Origin of the sequence: Sporosarcina sp. A2, from assembly GCF_050858885.1 — a bacterium.
GTDB lineage: Bacteria > Bacillota > Bacilli > Bacillales_A > Planococcaceae > Sporosarcina.
This window is the reverse complement of record NZ_CP193898.1, coordinates 1,968,941-1,988,804: the sequence shown is the minus strand read 5'-3', so window position 1 is coordinate 1,988,804 and position 19,864 is coordinate 1,968,941. Positions and strand designations below refer to the sequence as shown.

Below are 19,864 nucleotides of genomic sequence, written 5' to 3'. Positions count from 1 at the left end.
TTTAAAAAGAATTTTGTCATTGGACTCATGTTATTTGCCTTGTTCCTTGGTGCAGGAAATATTATTTTTCCGCCTAAACTTGGACAATTAGCTGGAAGTGACCTTGCTATTGCTATGTTCGGCTTCCTAATTACGGGAGTGGGGTTGCCCCTTTTAGCAATTTTAGCAATTGCACATGCAGGTGGAGATTTGCGCTCTATAGCGGATCGAGTGCATCCTGTTTTCGGACTTGTATTTTCAATGATTGTCTATTTAGCAATAGGACCATTTTTTGGAATACCGAGAACTGCGACTGTTTCCTATGAAATTGGCATTGGCCCATTTTTGTCAGAAGAGCTAGCAAGTGCGCAATGGCCTTTAATTGTTTTCAGTATTCTGTTTTTTGTGATTACGATGGTACTTGCATTGAATCCTGCCAAACTCGTAGATCGTATTGGAAAGTTCTTAACTCCCATTTTGTTCCTAGTCATTGCGTTACTAGCAATCAAAAGTTTTGTGAATCCAATTGGTCCAATTAGTAACCCGGATGAAAAATTTGGTGCACATCCGTTCTTTAAAAGTTTTGTTGAAGGCTATTTAACAATGGACGTTATCGCAGCTTTAATATTCGGAAGTGTTATTACTACGGCCATTCATTCTGAAGGCGTTAAGACGTCAAAAGGTCTCATGAAATCCATGATTCTAGCAGGAAGTATCGCTGCAATCGGATTAAGCTTTGTCTACATATCATTAGGTTATATAGGTGCAACAAGCATTGAGACGATTGGACTCCAAGAAAATGGAGGGATTGTCTTATCCCTAGCATCTAAATTGTTATATGGATCATTTGGGCCGATTATATTAGCGATAACTATACTTTTTGCATGTTTGACTACATCGGTCGGACTCGTATCTGCTTGTGCTCAGTTTTTCTCACAAGTGTTCAAAAAGTTATCGTATAAAACTTTTGTCTTAATATTTGCCGTGTTTAGTGCAATCGTTGCTAACGTTGGTTTGACTCAGTTGATTTCACTCTCTATCCCGGTGTTACTGATGATTTATCCATTAGCAATTGTGTTAATGCTGTTATCGTTTGTGGATAATGCATTTGGAAGACGGCCTATTGTTTATGCATTAGCATTGTTCGGAACGGCATTAGTTAGTATTTTTGATGGACTGGCCGGTGGCGGTATTGTAGTTGAGCCTGTTGTGAATGTGTTGGAGCATTTACCACTGCATGAACAACAGATTGGCTGGTTGCTCCCTGCCCTTGTAGGGGCTGCGATTGGTTGGCTAATTACACTTGCAACGCCTAAATCATCTATTAATCGATAATCATCATGAACTTCTTTATGTTTAGGTTTAGTGGTTTGAAGGAACACTAAAGCTAACTGAACAAAAAGGAGAGGCTCACATGAACGCAAAAGAAATCGCAAAAAAAATTATGGATAGTAGTCATGTCGGAACAATGGCAACAGTGGAAGCGAACAAACCTTTTAGTAGATATATGACGTTTTACCATGAAGACTTTACTTTGTACACAGCTACTTCAAAGAAAACTGAAAAAGTTGATGAACTCGAGAAGAATCCCAATACACACATTCTTTTAGGCTACAATGATGAAGGGTATGGGGATGCTTATCTTGAAATAGCAGGGACGGTAACGATTTCAGACGAAGTAAGATTGAAGAAAAAGATATGGAACGAACATATGAAACCTTGGTTCGACGGTCCAGAGGATCCTAATTTAGTGATTTTAAAAGTCAGCCCTGATGCGATTCGTGTTATGAACAAAAAAGGCGAATCTCCTGAAACAATTACATTCTAATTTTAAAAGGATGAGCGATGAGCTCATCCTTTTTTTACATAGTTTTTTCGTAGTCATGTCGTGCATGTTTTACGATATCTTTTAAGTCTTTTTCATCTGCGTCACGCAAGAAGTAAGCGATGGCGGCTTTTCCGATTGCATACGTTCCGCCACTTGCGATACTTGCACTTAGTGCAGAACCTGCTCCAGGGACAACTAAGTTCGCAAATTTACTCCCTTGCTGGGCAATCATGCGCAAAGTGAAACCAGTAGCACCGATGCCACCTAAAGAAACCAGAACTTCACGCGCTGTTTTAAAGTCAAGTTCACGGCCCGATAGATAAGCGATGATCATAAGTAAAATCGACTGCAAAGCAAGGAGTACTGCAATGTCCGTTGCAATTATCGGACTTAACGCTACGGTACCCGCCAATGCGGTAAACACTTTTATAAAGCGATGTGCAATCCGTTCAGAGATGGTGTTGAGTCGGATCGATAACCCTAGATGGATCGCTGCCCGGACGTCCAGGCTGTCTTCCAAAAAATCGATCAGTTCCTCGATTCCAAAGCGTCCGTCGAATTCTATTGCCCGATTAGCCTCTTCAACATCCGACCATTCTATGTACGAAGAGACGGGTAGCAAAGCTGCAGCTTCTAAATTGTTTTGTTCAAAAATCCGTTTTAACTGTTCTACTTTTTCATCGATCAGTTGAAGTTTTGTTGTAGGATAGCGTTCTGGTTCTTTCTCACGGGAAGGATTTAAATCATCCACTTGAGTAATGACGGCAATCAGAGGAAGGCCATCAGCTGCTTTTTTCATAATTTTTTTCGTTATTGCTACATCTTTATCGATATGAGCACGTTCTGTTGCTTTCTGTAAAAAGAGAACGGCATCCGGCTCGAACGACAGTAGGACGTCTTTTAACGTGTCATCAGCTTTGGTATTGAACAACTCAGATTCCCCGATACCACGCGTATCAATCACTTCAAAGAAGACATGTCCATCTGCTTCATAGGCATAGCGCTTAGCTTCACTTGTTCCAATTTCGACGTCACTCACTTCAGCTAAATAACGACCACTTAACGCATTGATGAGACTACTTTTCCCCACACCAGTTCTCCCGACTAGTACAAAGCGCGGAGGTCGTGGATTTTTCAAACCCTCCAACAAATTTTGTAGGACATCATCATCCATCATGATGTCCATCATCTTTTTTCGTTGTTTGTCTGAAATTAAATTACCGGGTAGTTTTGTGAATAACTCTTCGATGTAGTTGGACAGATTTCCTATATGTTGAAGTCGTTGCCGCATTTCGTCAAATTGGGATCCCATAAAAACACTTCCTCTCTCGATTGTTCTATACCTATCTTGTACCCCGAACCGCTTTCATTCAAGCGATAATGTGCATTTCAAATTCAAAGACGAGCCCACTTACTAATAAATTGCATGGTATACTGAAAGACGGAAATTTGAGTGGAATTATTGGAGGAATTGCTTATGAAACAACTTGCAGGTGGCATACAATGGGCTGTATTTTTAATGGCTTCATCGATTGCTGCACCAATTGCAATTGCACATGTATTTGGAATGGATTCAGGCGACACTGCACTATTTTTACAACGGACAATTTTTGTGTTAGGTATTGCATGTCTATTGCAAGCATTTTTTGGTCATAAATTACCAATCAATGAAGGCCCAGCAGGATTGTGGTGGGGGATTTTTGTTGTGTACGCCGGAATGGTTGGTGTCTTCTACAGCACACCACACGATGCACTACAGGCGCTTCAAAGTGGCATGCTATACAGTGGAGTTCTGTTTATAATACTCGCTGCAGCAGGCGTCATTACGAAGATGAAAAAACTATTTACACCTGCTATCACATTCACCTATTTAATGTTGCTCATTTTACAATTGAGCGGTACTTTTTTGAAAGGGATGGTAGGCGTGGAGTCCGCAGATGATGTCATCGATCTGCGAATCGTTGCCGGGAGTTTCCTTGTATTGCTCATCACTTTTGTTGCGATGGGGAACAAGAGGGAGTGGGTATCGAAATACGCTGTATTGCTATCGATTATTATTGGATGGGTAATCTTCGCAGTTATCGGACGTGCTCCACGTATTGAGGTCGGTACGGAGCATGTTATCCAACTGCCGCAACTGTTTGTGTATGGACCACCAGTTTGGGATGGTGGTGTTGCTGTAACTGCTGTTTTCATCACCTTTTTATTAATTGCTAATATGCTTGCTTCTATACGAGTAATGGAAAATTTGATGAAGCAGAAATTCGCCATGCAAGTCGAGGATCGTGTTCGTCAAGGGTCATTCATCTCAGGAGTGAATCATTTGCTATCTGGCGTATTTTCTGCGATTGGACCAGTTCCGATTTCAGGGGCAGCGGGATTCGTTGGGACTACAGGGATGGTATCGATTGTACCATTTATTGTAGGAAGTGGTCTCATTGTCGCGATTACGTTTTTCCCGGCAATTATGGCTGTCTTTGCAGCGTTACCTGCACCAGTTGCATATGCTGTAACGTTTGCAATCTTTACGAAGATGGTATCCATGGCTTTTTCAGAGCTGGATGAAGATCCTGCAAAAGAGCGTGCAAGAAAGGCCGTGGCGATTGGTCTCATGACGGGTGTTGGTATTATGTTTGTCCCTTCCACCAGTTTTGCGCAGTTACCAGCTGTTCTAGCATCTGTTTTGTCGAACGGGCTGATCACCGGAACGATTGTAGCGATTGCCGTGGAACAAGTTTCAATTAGAAGCAGTGTCAATGAATAAATTCTTTTTCTAATCAGGTTTGCGTTCACTCAATTCGCGGGAATGAATGTAGGAGTTGAACGTATAACGAGAGGAAGATACATATGAAATTGACAACGGGACAAACGTATTGGAATAAGACGGCAACGCCAGCCGGTAAATTTCCTTCGCTTCAAGAAGACCATCATGCTACTCATGTAATCATTGGCGGTGGTATGTCAGGAACGTTAGCTGCATATAAGTTGGCTTCTGCAGGTAAGCAAGTGACTGTCATCGACCGTGCTGAAATTGGAAAAGGGAGCAGTTCTGCAAATACAGGGCTTCTTCAATATGCGAGCGATACGATGCTCTCTGAATTTGTAGATCGAATTGGAGAAGAAGATGCTGTTTTATTTTACAAAATGTGTCTCGAGGCTATGAATCAGTTGACGGAGATTGCATCGGAATTGCCTGAAATCACAGGATACCGATTGCGCGATAGTATTTACTATGCTTCCACTCCTGATGATGCGGATAAGTTGAAAAGGGAATACAGCTATTTGAAAAAACATGGCTTTCCGGCAGAATTTTTGGATCATGAGTCACTGGTCGAACAGTATGGCATCGACAAACCAGCAGCATTACGAACGTGGTATGATGCCGAAGTGAATCCATATCAGTTCATACAAGCATTGACGGAAGAAAACATAAAGATGGGCGTGACCTATTATGAGCACACATCGGTCGATATGGATTCTATGACGGAAGACTCGATCCGAACAGAGTCAGGCTCTACGATTTCATTTGACGCGATCATTATCGCAACGGGCTATAGTAAGTTGTATAGCGAGCTGAATGGAAAAGCGCAAATCAATCAGACGTTTGCAATTGCGACGAAACCGATAGAAGGTGAGTTCTGGAAGGATAATGTGATGGTGTGGGAAACTAAAAAGCCATACCTATACTTCCGCACAGCTCCGGGTGGTCGAATGATTGCAGGCGGACTCGATGAAAAGTCGAGTGATCTGTATGATGATCCTGAAATCATCCAACGAAAAGGTCAGGAAATCCTGGATGAAATCAAAGAAATGTTTCCGAAGTTGGATGTTGAAATTGACGATGCGTGGAATTCGTTATTCGGCATTTCAAAAGATGGGTTGCCTTTCATGGGGGTTGCCCCTCATCAAGACAATGTCTATTATTTACTAGGTTTTGAAGGGAATGGTACGTGCTATTCCATGGCAGGAGCATCCATTATTCAAGATTTACTAGATGGAAAGTCGAATCCATATGCTCATGTTGTAAAACCAAGCCGATAAAAACGTTGGGATCTGTCTTAAACTGACAGATCCCAACGTTTTTTCTTGTGAATTTAAAACTCTAGGCCAGCAAATGTATTGCCGCCTTCAATTGTTCCGGTTTCAAAACCTTTGTAGAACCAATCTTGACGTTGTTTGGATGTACCATGCGTAAAGCTTTCAGGGACTACATAACCTTGAGAACGCTTTTGAATCGTATCATCTCCAACAGCGCTTGCTGCAGTTAAGGCTTCTTGTAAATCACCTTTTTCAAGCAAGTTCTGTTGTTTTGCTCGTCCTGCCCAAACTCCAGCATAATAGTCAGCTTGTAATTCGAGCCTTACTGAATACTGATTATATTCTTCTTTGCTTAACCGATTTCTAAGTGCATTCATCTTATCGCTCGTACCCAGTTGCTTCTGAACGTGATGTCCCACTTCATGAGCAATAACATAAGCCATCGCGAAGTCACCGGGTGCTTGGAACTTAGACTTTAGTTCATCGTAAAAACTTAAATCAATGTAGAGCTTTTCGTCACCTGGACAGTAAAAGGGACCTACTGCTGAACTTGCCGTTCCGCAAGCGGACTGGACGCTTCCAGTATACATGACAAGTGTAGGATCCTTGTACGTCATCCCTTGTTCAGTAAACACTTCGCCCCAGACATCTTCTGTGTCTGCTAAGACGACCGAAACGAAGTCAGCGAGTTCGCGTTCTTCAGCTGTTTCTTCGTATGGTTGAGACTGATTTGTGTCACTATCAGAAATTGCACCGAGCAATTCTGATGGATCTCCGCCAAGGAAAAGAACAACGAGTGCAATGACGACTGTACCAATACCGCCTCCTACAATCGCTGTTCCACCTCGACCACGCCGATCTTCTACATTTGAACTTTCTCTTCGTCCGCGCCATTTCATAAGCATAACCCCTTATCGCCAACTATGAGTGCAATAGTCCTTATGCGTTCTATACCCAAAATTGAAAGGAACGTATCCTGCAAGATGAAAAAGGTTAGAAATCAGTATTTGTTCAAGTTCCAAATTGAATAATTTAATGCCCACGCGAACGAAATCCATTCTAGGTAAGGAACGAGTAACTTACCAGCAAGCTTGTCTACTTTGTTGAATTCATAAGCAGTCAATGACACCATCGCAAACAACATTGTCATTTCTATGAGAGCAGTACCTCTTAGATTCCATTTGAAGAAAAGGAAAGACCGAATGTAATTTAATCCCAATTGAAGTTCGTAGGGAGTTAGTACTTTACGGACGTCCTCCGGATTGGAGTGCTGTTCTGCTCGATATTTTGCGTACCCCAGCAATCCATATAATGCAGTCCAAGCAATTGGAAAGACGTGAGGAGGTGGACTGAACGATGGTTTTTCCAGCTTAGCATACTGCTTCTGAGTACTACGGTTCGCAAGCCAACCTGTAATGGAGCCACCGATTATGGGGACCAACACTGAGCGAGCTAATTTGCTCTAATTCGTAGAAGAATTTGAAACTATAGGTTTCATCAATAACGACTCCTTTCAAGTGTTTTAAGTATTCCCTGTAATTCGTCTGCAAAACGAAATGCGTGAGTGATGAATAGGATAAGTGAGCAAGGGGAACAAAAACGTAACGAATAGAAAGGGTGAATGTGAATGAGTGACTCATGCAACCAAACAATGGTCGTCACAGGACTGGGGAAGGTAACCGGAAAACCAGATCTCGTCACAATACAACTTGGAATTACAACTCATGCTGAACAGTTAACAGATGCACAATCCGAGAATACGAAGCGCTCGCAATCGGTGATTGATAGGTTACTATCTCAAGGAATAGAACGCGATGATATTCAGACCACTGCTTACACAGTGTCACCACAATATGATTATATCGATGGGCAGCAACGATTCAGGGAATATGAAGTTCATCATCAGCTGCAAGTGACTGTGAGAACAATTTCAATTATTGGAGAGGTCATTGATGCAGCGATCCAGGCTGGAGCAACTGAAGTATCTTCCATTCAATTCGGAATCGCCAATGCTTCAGACCTGTATGAGCTTGCCCTGCATAAAGCTGTCGAGCAAGCACATAATCACGCAAAAGCGCTGGCATCTGCTGCAGAAGTAGTACTGAACCGAGTTCCTGTCCACATTGAAGAAAATTCAAGAAACGTGAGTGTGCCTATTGCAATCCATCAGTTAAAAATGAGTGCCGCTCCCCTAATTGAGTCTGGAACGCTTGAAATAGAAGCGACTGTCACCGTGACGTATACGTATCACTGATTTAGCACTTTTTGAATTTTTAAGCGTTCAATTGTGTTCACCTTAGGAAAATGTCACATTTTCTTCATTTCAGGTCTTTCTGTTTTTGCATCAAAGATGATATAGTAGAATGAAGGAAATATGTCTTCACACTATATATCATTCTTTAAAGGATGCGAACTTATGCAAAAAACAATGGAACGAACACTTGAAAAGGAACGGCATGCATCTACAACGCTTGCTAGTGACTTGAAATATTTATTCAAAGGACCCGTGCTGATTGCAAATGTTCTTCCTGTTTTTGCGGGATTCTGGCTTGCTATCTATTTCTATGGAGGCACATTTGCAGAATACATTTCACTATTTTTCTTAACAATGGCAGGCAGCTTGCTACTGATGGCAGGTGCACTTACATTAAATAACTGGTATGAAGTCGACCTGGACAGAATGATGGCGCGAACACAAAAACGACCAACTGTAACCGGTAATATTTCGATGAAGACGATTCTTAAAATCGGAATTGGATTATCGATTGTTGGTGTTCTTTTATTGTACGCAGCTGCTCCGAGCGCGGCAATTTATGGGTTCGTTGGATGGTTCACCTATGTTGTCCTATATACGATGTGGTCGAAGCGTAAGTATACGCTGAATACGGTTATCGGTAGTGTTTCAGGTGCCGTCACACCGCTAATCGGATGGGCTGCGGTTGGACCGTCTTATCACATGGTGCCAATTGTCTTAGCAATCGTCCTCTTCATCTGGCAGATGCCACATACGTTTGCAATCGCAATTAAGAAAGTGGATGAATACCGAGCAGCAGGTGTTGCTATGTTACCTGTTGTTAAGGGAATTCCAATGACCAAGCGTCAGTCGATCGTCTATACCGCATGTTTGTTACCACTTCCTTTCTTCTTAGCTGCATTTGGTACAGGATTCATCGTACTCACTACGTTGTTGAATATCGGTTTCTTCGTGTTAGCGATTGCTGGATTGTTCATGAAAGATGATTACAAATGGGCTCACTGGATGTTCTTATACTCCGTGAACTACATGACGATTTTCTTCATGTCCATGATTCTAATGACTACTTCAATTCTTTAATCCATACACAAAAGGCAGCGTGCATTGGCACGCTGCCTTTTGTGTATGGACAATTGGTCAGATTCTGATTAAAAATCTATGAAAGAGTCTTGTTCCGCACGTTGAATGTCTTCCGCAATCAGTTGTAAATCATCTGCAGAAATCGTCAACACTTCGTAAGGTTGCTTCTCTGCAAATTTTTCAGCCATTCGTTTCATGAACTTCGGAGAGCCATCGTTTTCTTCATCGTATACGACTAGAAGTCCATCTGAATTTCTTAGAAGAAATTTGTCACGCTCTATAAATTGCCAAGGGGCATCATACGGACGTTTTGTTAAACTCACTTGATAATCTGCAAGTAGTTGCAGCTCCTCGTAATCCAACTTTTTCGCTTCGTTCCAATTTTTATCTTGTTCCAGAAAAGGAGTGATGAGCGCAAGTTGAAGGTTAGGATAGGTGTCCTTCAAATCTCCAACGACTTGACCTGCCCATGTCTCACAACCAGGTTGGCCGCTGATGATCACCCATTCCAGTCCATTATCGACTAGACCTTGAATTCTATCAGCGAGTGCCCGTTTTATGATATTCACACCCGGATGATTTGCATCGAAAATTCCGAGCTCATGAGGTTTGTATCCTGTAATGATCATTCGTTTCATGAAATCACTCCTTTCCTACTCCACGTCACAATGCATCGCAGCTTTAGCCTCTGTCCATGGAACGGTGTATCCTTTCCCTTTCGCACAAAAGACCGAAGAAGAGGAGTACTCTGGATCCGCTGATTTGTCATAGGCAATCTGTTCCATTACTTCGATGGGGTTGTGACAAGTACCATAGCCATCCAACGTCAGAATGAGGACGCCTTTTCCACCTGTATAGGAAGCGAATTCGGTACTGTAATTCATGAATGTTGCAACAGGTACTCTTCCTGTAACAATGGTTTGGTTGCCTGAAGTCTCAGGGGCTAGGAATGTACCATGTGCCGTTTGCACATCTGTCAATGCTCTTCCGATATAATCGCTGTCGACTTTCATTTTAAACGCATAATACGGTTCGAGTAGTAGGTTTTCTGCTTGTTCCAACCCTTGACGAAGTGCGCGAAACAGCGATTCTCTAAAATCACCGCCAGATGTATGCTCGTTATGAGAGCGTCCAGTAAGTAGAGTAACTGCAACGTCAGTAAGTGGGGATCCCGTTAAGATTCCATGATGGTCGCGCTCGAAAAGGTGTTTTTCAATGACACGCTGATGACCAGGGGAGAGCGCATCTGTATGACAAATGGATGTGAATAAGATGCCTGAACCTCGCGCAGCAGGTTCCATTTTTACGTGCACTTCAGCATAATGCTTGAGCGGTTCGAAATGACCGTAACCAATAAGTGGGGAAGAAATCGTTTCTTTGTAAAGAATTGTAGGGGATCCAAATGTGACGTTCAGCCCGAATCGTTCATTTACAATGTACTTAAGCACTTCGAGCTGGATCACACCCATCACACGGATTTCAATTTCCTGGCTATGCTCATTCCAACTCGCGTGTAATGTCGGGTCTTCTGCATTGAGCATGTTAAAGACGTTCCAGACGTCTTTACTGGAATACATTGTATCGTACTCAACCGAAGCCTTAAGTGCGGGAGTTGAACTGAATGCAATCTGCTCGATACCAGTGCCGATTGTTTCTCCAGCAGAGGCATTTGTTAGACCTGTAACCGCAACTAAATCACCCGCTATAGCTTGAGGAATTGCAACGAATTTCGTTCCATTATAAAGTCGGATCTGCGTGATTTTTTCAGCGAGTCCTCCGACAGTCACTTCATCTCGTACTTGCAATGTGCCACTACGTAGTTTGAGAAACGTAATTCGTTGTCCATTTTCTTCATGACGGATTTTATATACCGAAGCTTTTAATGGCTGATTGGTTTTTGGGTGATCACAAGAATTCAAAAGTGCTACAAAGGATGAAAAGAAGGATTCAACACCGATATCCTTCAAAGCGGAACCTTTCCCGCAAGGAAAGACTTTTCCTTTACGCACAAGAACTTTTAACGTATCCATCCAGTAATCAACGTCATATCCTGATTCCAAATAGTGTTCAAGTAGGGGTTCATCCCGTTCTGCAAGCCATTCTATTAGCATTTCGGACATCATTCCATCACTTGCGATATGGCTCAAGTCGAAACAATCTGGGGATAGGGACTTTTGGAGTTCGCCTAAAATAGCAGCGGCATCTGCGATTTCCCGGTCCGTTTTGTTGATAAAAAGAAAAGTGGGGACATTCGCTTCCCTCAACAGATGCCAGACCCGTTCGGTATGGCCTTGTACGCCATCCACTGCACTGACCAATACAATCGCCGCATCCATCACTTGCACCGCTCGTTCCATTTCAGGGGAGAAGTCAGCATGTCCGGGTGTATCAATGAGTGTAAAGGAGCTGCCATCATAGTCAATCTCCGCTTGTTCAGCAAATACGGTAATTCCCCGAGACCGTTCGATTGAATGATTATCCAAAAAGGCATCTTGATGATCCACTCGTCCACGTTCACGGATTTGCTTGGTCAAAAAGAGAAGTTGTTCTGAAAATGTTGTTTTCCCGGCATCGACATGCGCGAGAATTCCTATAGTTTGTTTCATATATGTACCCGCCATTTCACAAAGTTGTGGTATGGACAGTATAGCACCAACAGGATTTCAGGTGAAACCAGGGACGTTCAAGTTGAAAAGTGAATGAGTAACCAATATCCATGCATACATGTTATTCCTATATAGAGAAGAACCGAAACTTGTAGGAATCTGTATACGAGAGAAGACTGAGATACAAATGGTTGAAGCACAAATAGACTAATCGGCAATCCTAATTTGATGAAGTAAAAACCGACTCTGTTCAATTCATAGACAACAGCCATTAAAGGATTTGCTTCCTGAATCAATCCTTGATGAAGCCCGAAATCTGTCACTCCTGCATCTATAAGCGACAAAATAAGAAGCAACCAAAGGGACCGCGCATAATCCCTTCGAATGGAACATCCTTTCTGTGTAACCATCTGCATCGTAACCCTCCGTTCACTTAATACTAATCAGGATGCTTAGTCAGGAGGGGGTCTATACAGTAAAAACACAATAAGTGAAACGACAAAAAACCTTTCCCGGGTGAAAGGGAAAGGTCATGCCATTAATGGATTGCAGACTTGAAACGGGAACCGTGTGTTTCTTGCGTATCCATGATCGTCGTAAACGCAGAGGGATCGATATCATGGACAATCTCTTTTAACTTCGTCAATTCAAGACGCGTAACAACTACATAGATCACATCTTTTTCGTTGTCGCTATACCCGCCTTTACCATGTAACTTCGTGACGGAACGACCCAAACGCTTTGCAATCGCCGCCGCCATCTCTTCGAATTCATCCGAAACGATAATTGCTGCTTTCGTCTCGTCAAATCCTTGAATTACGGCATCAATGGCTTTCGCTGCTATGTAATAGGTTAAAATGGAATACATGGCTTTTTCAGGACCTAGGACAAAACCAGCCCATCCAAAGATGAAGATATTCAGAAACATGACAAACTCCCCGACGGAATAGGGAATTTTCTTCGTCAACAAGATCCCTAATATTTCAGTACCATCGAGGGCACCACCATTTCGGATGACGATTCCGACACCTGCACCAAGAAGGATGCCTCCGAAAGCCGTTGCAAGCAGTGGATCAGTCACGAATGGACCTACTGCTTTTAATGGAAATTCAATGACCGCTAAAAACACAATAGCGAAAGTGGATGACAGGAAAAAGTTTTTCCCAATATGCTTGTACCCGAAAAAGACGAACGGAAGGTTGATGATCAGTATCAGAATTCCGAAGGGGACATCGGTTAAGTAATTGATGATCAGTGAGATTCCAATAATCCCACCATCAATGACGGAGTTGGGTATTAGAAACAACTCAAGAGCAACTGCTGCTAAGCCGGCACCAAACGCGATGAACAGATACCGGAGGATGAAGTGCCAGAATGTCTCCTTTTTATGCTCCTTTTTCATAGGGAGTAACCACCTTTATTCTATAGAATTGTACCCAGATCGTTATCAATATCTGGGAAGGGGAGTTTGAACATATGAAAGATGACTGTACTTTAATCAGTATACCATTGTAACCGTTTACAGAAAAACTATTGACAATGCAGAAAAGCGCGTTTATTATTCCATTAACGACTATTAAGCGACATTTGGTTCTAGTCTGACATTTTTATGGGGGTGCACGCTATGAAACAAAGAAAAATACGTGAAAAAAGAGAAATTAGTTTTTGGATGGCAATTCTACCGTTGGTCATAATGATTGGTGTCATGCTAGTCACGGTAGTTTGGCTAAAACAAGGCCCTCATATGCCGCTCATTGTAGGCACTTCAATTGCATCACTTGTCGCTTGGAAATATGGCTTCACTTGGATAGAAATCGAGGAAATGATGTACAAAGGAATTCGTCTTGCACTACCGGCTGTTGTTATTATTATGCTCGTCGGACTCACAATTGGTGCTTGGATGGGTGGCGGAATTGTTGCCACTATGATTTTCTACGGGCTTAAGCTAATAACACCAGCTTGGTTCTTAGTTGCAATCATGATCATCTGTTCAATTGTTTCACTTGCGATCGGTAGCTCGTGGTCTACGATGGCTACGATTGGTGTTGCAGGAATGGGAATTGGACTAAGTATGGGAATTCCAGCGGGAATGGTAGCAGGAGCTGTCATCTCTGGTGCTTATTTTGGGGATAAAATGTCACCGCTTTCAGACACAACGAACTTAGCTTCCGGTTTAACGGGAACTGATCTATTTGATCATATTAAACACATGTTATATACAACGATTCCTGCACTCGTCATCGCTTTTGGTGTATTCACTGTGCTAGGTAGACGTTTTGCAGATGGAAATCTAGATATGGACAAAATTACACAAACGTCTAAGGTTATGCAAGAAAGTTTTCTGATTTCTCCTTGGCTTTTGCTTGTACCACTTGCAGTTATTTTAATGGTTGCACTTAAAGTTCCCGCTGTTCCTGCATTGATTGTAGGAATTATTATGGGCTTCTTATGTCAAATCTTCATTCAAGGTGGTTCAGTAACAGGTGCCCTTACGGCGCTGCAAGAAGGCTTCTCTATTAAAACAGGTAATGCGTTAGTCGATAACTTGTTCGATGGTGGTGGCTTGGATTCGATGATGTATACGGTATCGATGACGATAGTTGCGATGACGTTCGGTGGGATTTTGGAGTACTCAGGTATGTTGACAGCTATTATGACCCAGCTCATGAAAGTTGTAAAATCGACATCTTCATTGATCATTTCAACGATCGGTGCATGTGTCATGACGAATGCTACATGTGCTGAGCAATATATTTCAATCGTTGTTCCAGCAAGAATGTTTAGTAAAGCGTACAAAGAAAAAGGCCTTAGCTCGAAAAACTTGTCTCGCGCGCTTGAAGATGGCGGCACACTAACTTCCGTATTTATCCCTTGGAATACATGTGGTGTTTTCATCCTCGGTACATTAGGTGTTGGGGTAACAGAGTACGGTCCGTATGCGATTATCAACTTCGTCGTACCAATCCTGTCCATCATCTATGCGTTGACTGGCTTCTCTATTGTGAAAATGTCAGCAGAAGAAAAACTGCGTGTCGATGAAGAAGAAAAGAAATTGCTTAGTGGTACGTCCTTAGAAGAAGAGCAAATGCCCGTTCATTCATAAAAAAAGCTGTCCAGAACATCAGGTACTAACTGATTTCCTGGGCAGCCTTTTTTTTCATTAATACACCGGAAAGTTCAATTCATAGACGGCTCTGGGTCTTCCTTGTCGATAAGTCATTTCCTCGCCAACCGTATTTGCATAAGCACCCGTAAGCAACTTTTTAATAGTTCGTTCTGCTGTACGCCGAGAAACACCGAGGTGGCTGGCTAAGTCATTGGCAGTGAATTGCGTGGATTGTTGACTCTGACCGAACAGTGCAAGTTTAGAAAGTACAGCAGGGCTTAGGGCAGTTTTTTCCGCGATTTCACTTAATAAGGGCTCAATCACGCGTAATTCTATCGGATTCACATTGGCTGATAAAAGATTTTGTAACTCTTTTTTATCATCAAGCAAGTAAAGGCCAGGCTGCTCTTCCGTTTGCATATACCGAAGTGCGCTCTCCGCGTTTTCCTTTGCAGCTGTTAAAGTTCCACCACTGCCGAAAGCAATTTCACCACTTAGTTTTCCAGCAAGATCTTGAAACTCTGACAACATCAGTGCATTCTGGATGGCTCCTTGAGTGGTATACAAAAGAATACTGTCATCTGCTTGGATGTAGTGAGCGTGTAAAATTTTCGCTAAGCGTTCGAAGCTTTCATTCATTTCAGGTGTTTCACTGAAATTAACGATGATCCCTGCTGTGATTTTTGACGTTTCACTTTTTTGAAGAAGAACTTCCTGACAAAGTCGATCAATCGTTTCCAAAAATGAACTTTTCACGCTAATCATTTTGAAAACAGGGATGCCAAGAATTTCTAAACGGTCAAATGCAGCATGGACACTTGTAACAGCGATATTAGATGGATTCGCAGAATAAACAGATGTGTGAAAGGCAACGAGCTCATCCAGTTTTCCACCGTCTTCTAGCTCATAGATGATAGGACGCTGATTACCTGACTTTATATCCGATAAAACGTTTTCTAAAATCGTAACGTCTCGTACGTCAATGGATAGGTCGTCCAAAGCGAGTGGTTGTTGAATTGAAATGGAGAGCAATGTCGTCGTAATCTCTGCCTCGTCTTGTTTTAAATAAGTAACTGGCATAGGAATTGACTCCAACACTTCTTTGGAAGCAGCATAGGGAAGAGATCCTGAAAAGAGAATGGCATCACAAGGAAGTAACTTTTTTAGAAGATTAGGTGCTTCACTGTAAATAGTGTAAGGATATAGATCCAAAATAATTTCACTGCGGTGCTCCGTAAATTGCTTAGCACGTTGACAAAATTCTGCAGAACCGAATAGAGCGACTTTAGTTCTCATCATTTCTCCACCTTTTTAATTAGCGACCATTTAACGACAATGATACAATGAAATAGTTAACTTGCCAAGTAGGAAGGGGAAATTTAAATGAAAATTAAGGAAATAGAGATTTTTGCGATTCGTCTACCACTACACGAGCCATTTGTTATCAGCTATGCAACCTATGACGATATGCCTTCAATTATTGTAAAACTTACCACGGATACTGGAATCATAGGATATGGGGAAGCTGTAGCAGATGACCACGTAACAGGTGAGAGCTGGGAAGGTACCTTTGCTGTCTTACGTCATACACTAGCTAAAGCCGTCATCGGACTAGATCCAAGCGAGTTCGAACGTCTTCATGAAGCGATGGATAAAGAAATCTATGGCGTTCCTACAGCAAAAGCAGCAATCGATATTGCGTGTTTTGACGCTGTAGGAAAGAGTCTTGGAATTCCAGCCTATCAATTGCTAGGTGGACGGTATCATAGTGAATTCCCGATTACGCACGTTTTAAGTATCGGGGAACCGGAAGCGATGGCGGATGAAGCTGCACGTAGAATGGAAGCTGGCTATACATCGTTCAAAATGAAAGTCGGTACAAATGCAGCGGAAGACGTTAAACGTATACAAGCGGTTCGAAATCGCGTCGGAGAGACGGTCGCAATTCGTGTGGATGTCAACCAAGGTTGGGTCAACAGTTCGACGACATTACAGGCCATGAAAAAATTAGAAGCGTGTAACCTGGATTGGCTAGAGCAGCCTGTTAAAGCAGACGACATCGATGGATTGGTCGAGGTGAAGTCGAAGAGTGCAACGCCTTTAATGGCGGATGAAGGAATACGCGGTGTTCGTGAAATGCGGGAAATTATCGCAAAACGTGCTGCGGATAAAGTAAATATTAAATTGATGAAGTGCGGAGGGATGTATCCTGCTATGAAACTCGCACATATGGCTGAGATGGCAGGAATCGATTGCCAAATAGGGTCAATGGTAGAATCATCGATCGGATCTGCAGCAGGATTCCACGTTGCATTTTCTCAAAAAGCTATGACAAGCGTAGAACTGACAGGTCCTCTTAAATTCAGTAAAGACGTTGGTAATTTGAAATATGATGTTCCTTTTATTCGCCTAAACGAAAAACCTGGACTCGGTGTTGAAATTGACGAAGCGGTACTGGCGGAACTAACTGTGTTCAGCGAGAAAGTGGTCTCTATATGAAAGATGTTTTCCTGAAAAACGGAACGGTACTTCCGGTCGTACAACTAACGATGAATGATTTACCCGAAATTAAACAACTGCAGACGAAAGTTATCGATCATTTATCCGAAAAGTCCTTTCTGCAACCGTTAACCGACGAAGAATTTGTTTATATACTTGAAGGAAACGGCATGCTTGTTGGCGTGCATTTCGGAGGACGTCTGATTGCGTTTCGAGCGTTACTTGACCCGGGAGACGATCCTGAACACCTAGGTGAAGATGCTGGGATACCTCCTGACCAATGGGGGGCTGTGCTCTACTCTGAAATAACGAATGTAGATCCGGAGTTTCAAGGGAATGGTCTTCAGCGTCAACTCGGTAAAATTGTGATGGATGAAGTAGATACGGATCGTTACAAGTTCGTTTGTACGACAGTCGCGCCTTTTAATATTGCGAGTATCAAAGACAAGTTTGAGCTTGGAATGCACATTGCTGCACTGAATGTTAAGTATGAAACGTTAACCCGCTATATTATGATGAAAAACCTAGTGCATGAAACGTGTGTTGAAGATGCCTCAACTTTTGAAGTCGATATGGGGGATACGCACCAACAGCAGGAATTATTGAAACAAGGTTGGATTGGTATTTCCATTCAGCCATGTGAAGAAGGATTTACTGTAACTTATAGAAAACAGATATAATAAGCACTAAGTCAATTGTTTTATATTTTCCTAACTAGCCCTATACGCCTATCGATTCATCCGGTATACTAAAGCTATTCGACTATAGTTAGGTGGGTACATATTGTGAGAATGACCGTTGGGAGAAGGCTGTGGTTTGGTTTTCTAGCTGTATTAATTATAATGGTATTAATGGGATCTGCTAGTTTTTGGGCGCTATCTACTTTAGATCGTGAGTACAAAGCACTTATTAATGATCGAATCCAAAAAGTTATGTTGTTGGAACAACTCAATGCTTTACAAACTCAAAAATCCAATGAAATTCGAGGCTATATGATTTTTGACCAAGCATCTTATTTAGAAAGCCGAGAAACGCTAATTAAAGAATTTAAAAAGAAGACGACGGCTTTGGAAACAGTGCTTCACAAAAAGAAGAACCAAGAACTATTAGCGGATATCATTAGTTCTTCAACAAGCTATGACGAACTCACGGATAAAGCGATTAAAAGTTACCAAATCGAGTCAAAAGAACGGGGAATTGAAGTATCTTCACAAGCCTCACTCTATCAAGACGTGATGACAAACCAAATCTTAGATATGATAGCTGTGCAAGAAAAATCACGTGTTCAGGCTGAAAAAGAACTTCAGCAATTGATTCAAACCGTGAAATTCATCATTATTGGAATGGTCATAATAGCGCTTATTGCGGGGATTGTGATTGCGCGATACATCAGCAGGAAGATTGCTCGACCTGTACGTAAAATGACTGAAGCGCTCCAGCAGATTGCTTCTGGCGATTTAGCTACGGAATCAGTACTAGTTAAAAATAAGGACGAAATCGGTGACATGGCAACGGCTTTCAATGGAATGTCGAGTAATCTACGTATAGTCATTACCCATGTGCGGGATTCTGCACATCAGCTAGCAGCTCAAGCTGAACAACTGTCTGCAGGTGCAGAAGAAAGTCTTGCGGCTTCAGAAACAGTTGCTGCTATTTCAAAACAAAGTCTACAAGCGAGTACGGATCAGCAATCACTCGTCACAGAATCGAATGTGGCAATTAGTGAAGTGCTTCAAACCGTTGATACGATTTCTTTAGATAATGAAGAAATGCAACGATCTTCCGATAAAGTGACCAAGTTAGTTCAAGAAGGTTCCGCTTCACTGACAACTTTTTCAACGAAGATGTCTGCAATCAGTACATTGATGAAAAACTCTTCAGTTACGATAACAGAAATGGCAGATCACTCGGAAAATATTCGTGGAGTTACATCCATGATCACCGGGTTAGCCGATCAAACGAATCTTCTAGCATTGAACGCTGCAATAGAAGCAGCACGTGCCGGTGAGCATGGTAAAGGGTTCGCTGTCGTAGCGGAAGAAGTACGAAATCTCGCAGAACAGTCAAAACGTTCTTCAGCAGAAATTGATAAGCTCATAACTGTCATGATTGGGAACGTGAAAAAAGCTGTTGACCAAACCGAAGTAAGTGCGAGTCAGATGCAAGAGGGGCTCGTCGTTACGAATCGAACGAGTGAAGTGTTTGAAGAAATCCAACGTGCTGCAGCAGATGTGGACGGACGCGTGAGTATGGTGACAAGCTCAATTGAGACGATGAAAGCCGTGATTCAAAATGTGGTGGACCATGCCAACTCCATTGAAGCACTTGCTGAACAAGCTGCGGGTGAAGCAGAGTCAGGTCGGGTGTCTTCAGAAGAACAACTTGCCGTCAATGAGGAAATTTCAACGAGTGCTCAGCTCCTCGCAGAACTTGCAGAGAAGTTGCAGCAAAATATGAATCAGTTTACAGTATGA

The 19,864-nt window shown here is 42.3% G+C and carries 18 protein-coding genes; 10 read left to right on the top strand and 8 right to left on the bottom strand.

Annotated features, from left to right (window positions below):
- Nucleotides 1–27: 27 nt before the first annotated feature.
- Together brnQ and ACRPI0_RS09865 are read left to right on the top strand one after the other, a co-directional pair.
- Nucleotides 28–1,314 (top strand): branched-chain amino acid transport system II carrier protein, encoded by a 1,287-nt coding sequence (brnQ, locus tag ACRPI0_RS09870; protein ID WP_432355927.1) that lies wholly within the window; start codon nt 28–30, stop codon nt 1,312–1,314.
- 79 nt (nt 1,315–1,393) lie between these two features.
- On the top strand, nt 1,394–1,807 hold the full coding sequence (locus tag ACRPI0_RS09865; RefSeq protein ID WP_432352482.1) for a pyridoxamine 5'-phosphate oxidase family protein: 414 nt from the start codon (nt 1,394–1,396) through the stop codon (nt 1,805–1,807).
- A gap of 34 nt (nt 1,808–1,841) precedes the next feature.
- Here ACRPI0_RS09865 and ACRPI0_RS09860 read toward each other — a convergent pair whose 3' ends face one another.
- Nucleotides 1,842–3,119, bottom strand: coding sequence for a GTPase (locus tag ACRPI0_RS09860; protein ID WP_432352480.1), 1,278 nt, complete (start codon nt 3,117–3,119; stop codon nt 1,842–1,844).
- A 165-nt stretch (nt 3,120–3,284) separates the two neighbouring features.
- On the opposite strand from ACRPI0_RS09860, the gene ACRPI0_RS09855 reads away from it, so the two are divergent.
- Both ACRPI0_RS09855 and ACRPI0_RS09850 read left to right on the top strand, forming a co-directional pair.
- Nucleotides 3,285–4,571 (top strand): purine/pyrimidine permease, encoded by a 1,287-nt coding sequence (locus ACRPI0_RS09855; protein ID WP_432352478.1) that lies wholly within the window; start codon nt 3,285–3,287, stop codon nt 4,569–4,571.
- A gap of 83 nt (nt 4,572–4,654) precedes the next feature.
- A complete protein-coding gene (locus ACRPI0_RS09850) occupies nt 4,655–5,848 on the top strand; it encodes an NAD(P)/FAD-dependent oxidoreductase (RefSeq protein WP_432352476.1) in 1,194 nt (397 codons plus the stop codon).
- 53 nt (nt 5,849–5,901) lie between these two features.
- On the opposite strand, the gene ypfJ is transcribed toward ACRPI0_RS09850, so the two are convergent.
- Entirely contained in the window at nt 5,902–6,744 is an 843-nt protein-coding gene (gene ypfJ / locus ACRPI0_RS09845; protein ID WP_432352474.1) for a KPN_02809 family neutral zinc metallopeptidase, read from the bottom strand.
- 101 nt (nt 6,745–6,845) lie between these two features.
- Nucleotides 6,846–7,289, bottom strand: coding sequence for a TspO/MBR family protein (locus ACRPI0_RS09840; protein ID WP_432352472.1), 444 nt, complete (start codon nt 7,287–7,289; stop codon nt 6,846–6,848).
- A gap of 183 nt (nt 7,290–7,472) precedes the next feature.
- Between ACRPI0_RS09840 and ACRPI0_RS09835 the strand changes: the two genes are divergently transcribed.
- Nucleotides 7,473–8,099, top strand: coding sequence for an SIMPL domain-containing protein (locus ACRPI0_RS09835; protein ID WP_432352470.1), 627 nt, complete (start codon nt 7,473–7,475; stop codon nt 8,097–8,099).
- Between the two features lie 162 nt (nt 8,100–8,261).
- On the top strand, nt 8,262–9,179 hold the full coding sequence (cyoE, locus tag ACRPI0_RS09830; protein ID WP_432352468.1) for a heme o synthase: 918 nt from the start codon (nt 8,262–8,264) through the stop codon (nt 9,177–9,179).
- Between the two features lie 68 nt (nt 9,180–9,247).
- Here cyoE and ACRPI0_RS09825 read toward each other — a convergent pair whose 3' ends face one another.
- The 4 genes from ACRPI0_RS09825 to ACRPI0_RS09810 all read right to left on the bottom strand — a co-directional run bounded on the left by ACRPI0_RS09825 (nt 9,248) and on the right by ACRPI0_RS09810 (nt 13,187).
- Nucleotides 9,248–9,817 carry an SLOG family protein gene (locus ACRPI0_RS09825; protein WP_432352466.1) on the bottom strand — a complete coding sequence of 190 codons (570 nt, stop codon included), beginning with the start codon at nt 9,815–9,817 and terminating at the stop codon, nt 9,248–9,250.
- 15 nt (nt 9,818–9,832) lie between these two features.
- A complete protein-coding gene (locus tag ACRPI0_RS09820; RefSeq protein WP_432352464.1) occupies nt 9,833–11,785 on the bottom strand; it encodes a GTP-binding protein in 1,953 nt (650 codons plus the stop codon).
- A 77-nt stretch (nt 11,786–11,862) separates the two neighbouring features.
- Nucleotides 11,863–12,201 carry a DUF5658 family protein gene (locus ACRPI0_RS09815; RefSeq protein ID WP_432352462.1) on the bottom strand — a complete coding sequence of 113 codons (339 nt, stop codon included), beginning with the start codon at nt 12,199–12,201 and terminating at the stop codon, nt 11,863–11,865.
- 122 nt (nt 12,202–12,323) lie between these two features.
- Entirely contained in the window at nt 12,324–13,187 is an 864-nt protein-coding gene (locus ACRPI0_RS09810) for a YitT family protein (RefSeq protein ID WP_432352460.1), read from the bottom strand.
- A gap of 222 nt (nt 13,188–13,409) precedes the next feature.
- Here ACRPI0_RS09810 and nhaC point away from each other — a divergent pair, with 222 nt between their 5' ends.
- On the top strand, nt 13,410–14,888 hold the full coding sequence (nhaC, locus tag ACRPI0_RS09805) for a Na+/H+ antiporter NhaC (RefSeq protein ID WP_432352458.1): 1,479 nt from the start codon (nt 13,410–13,412) through the stop codon (nt 14,886–14,888).
- A 57-nt stretch (nt 14,889–14,945) separates the two neighbouring features.
- Here nhaC and ACRPI0_RS09800 read toward each other — a convergent pair whose 3' ends face one another.
- Entirely contained in the window at nt 14,946–16,190 is a 1,245-nt protein-coding gene (locus ACRPI0_RS09800; RefSeq protein WP_432352456.1) for an HTH domain-containing protein, read from the bottom strand.
- Nucleotides 16,191–16,274: 84 nt separating this feature from the next.
- On the opposite strand from ACRPI0_RS09800, the gene ACRPI0_RS09795 reads away from it, so the two are divergent.
- The 3 genes from ACRPI0_RS09795 (at nt 16,275) to ACRPI0_RS09785 (ending at nt 19,864) form a co-directional block, all read left to right on the top strand.
- Nucleotides 16,275–17,390 (top strand): mandelate racemase/muconate lactonizing enzyme family protein, encoded by a 1,116-nt coding sequence (locus ACRPI0_RS09795; RefSeq protein WP_432352455.1) that lies wholly within the window; start codon nt 16,275–16,277, stop codon nt 17,388–17,390.
- Complete coding sequence (locus tag ACRPI0_RS09790) at nt 17,387–18,070, top strand: GNAT family N-acetyltransferase (protein WP_432352453.1); 684 nt, start codon at nt 17,387–17,389, stop codon at nt 18,068–18,070. Before ACRPI0_RS09795 ends, ACRPI0_RS09790 begins: the two co-directional genes overlap by 4 nt.
- Nucleotides 18,071–18,181: 111 nt before the next feature.
- Entirely contained in the window at nt 18,182–19,864 is a 1,683-nt protein-coding gene (locus tag ACRPI0_RS09785) for a methyl-accepting chemotaxis protein (RefSeq protein WP_432355926.1), read from the top strand.

Excerpts from the sequence above, each read along its gene's own strand:
- brnQ (WP_432355927.1), top strand. The coding sequence starts at position 28 with ATGTTATTTGCCTTGTTCCTTGGTGCAGGAAATATTATTTTTCCGCCT.
- ACRPI0_RS09865 (WP_432352482.1), top strand. The coding sequence starts at position 1,394 with ATGAACGCAAAAGAAATCGCAAAAAAAATTATGGATAGTAGTCATGTC.
- ACRPI0_RS09860 (WP_432352480.1), bottom strand. The coding sequence starts at position 3,119 with ATGGGATCCCAATTTGACGAAATGCGGCAACGACTTCAACATATAGGA.
- ACRPI0_RS09855 (WP_432352478.1), top strand. The coding sequence starts at position 3,285 with ATGAAACAACTTGCAGGTGGCATACAATGGGCTGTATTTTTAATGGCT.
- ACRPI0_RS09850 (WP_432352476.1), top strand. The coding sequence starts at position 4,655 with ATGAAATTGACAACGGGACAAACGTATTGGAATAAGACGGCAACGCCA.
- ypfJ (WP_432352474.1), bottom strand. The coding sequence starts at position 6,744 with ATGAAATGGCGCGGACGAAGAGAAAGTTCAAATGTAGAAGATCGGCGT.
- ACRPI0_RS09835 (WP_432352470.1), top strand. The coding sequence starts at position 7,473 with ATGAGTGACTCATGCAACCAAACAATGGTCGTCACAGGACTGGGGAAG.
- cyoE (WP_432352468.1), top strand. The coding sequence starts at position 8,262 with ATGCAAAAAACAATGGAACGAACACTTGAAAAGGAACGGCATGCATCT.
- ACRPI0_RS09825 (WP_432352466.1), bottom strand. The coding sequence starts at position 9,817 with ATGAAACGAATGATCATTACAGGATACAAACCTCATGAGCTCGGAATT.
- ACRPI0_RS09820 (WP_432352464.1), bottom strand. The coding sequence starts at position 11,785 with ATGAAACAAACTATAGGAATTCTCGCGCATGTCGATGCCGGGAAAACA.
- ACRPI0_RS09815 (WP_432352462.1), bottom strand. The coding sequence starts at position 12,201 with ATGCAGATGGTTACACAGAAAGGATGTTCCATTCGAAGGGATTATGCG.
- ACRPI0_RS09810 (WP_432352460.1), bottom strand. The coding sequence starts at position 13,187 with ATGAAAAAGGAGCATAAAAAGGAGACATTCTGGCACTTCATCCTCCGG.
- nhaC (WP_432352458.1), top strand. The coding sequence starts at position 13,410 with ATGAAACAAAGAAAAATACGTGAAAAAAGAGAAATTAGTTTTTGGATG.
- ACRPI0_RS09800 (WP_432352456.1), bottom strand. The coding sequence starts at position 16,190 with ATGATGAGAACTAAAGTCGCTCTATTCGGTTCTGCAGAATTTTGTCAA.
- ACRPI0_RS09795 (WP_432352455.1), top strand. The coding sequence starts at position 16,275 with ATGAAAATTAAGGAAATAGAGATTTTTGCGATTCGTCTACCACTACAC.
- ACRPI0_RS09790 (WP_432352453.1), top strand. The coding sequence starts at position 17,387 with ATGAAAGATGTTTTCCTGAAAAACGGAACGGTACTTCCGGTCGTACAA.
- ACRPI0_RS09785 (WP_432355926.1), top strand. The coding sequence starts at position 18,182 with ATGACCGTTGGGAGAAGGCTGTGGTTTGGTTTTCTAGCTGTATTAATT.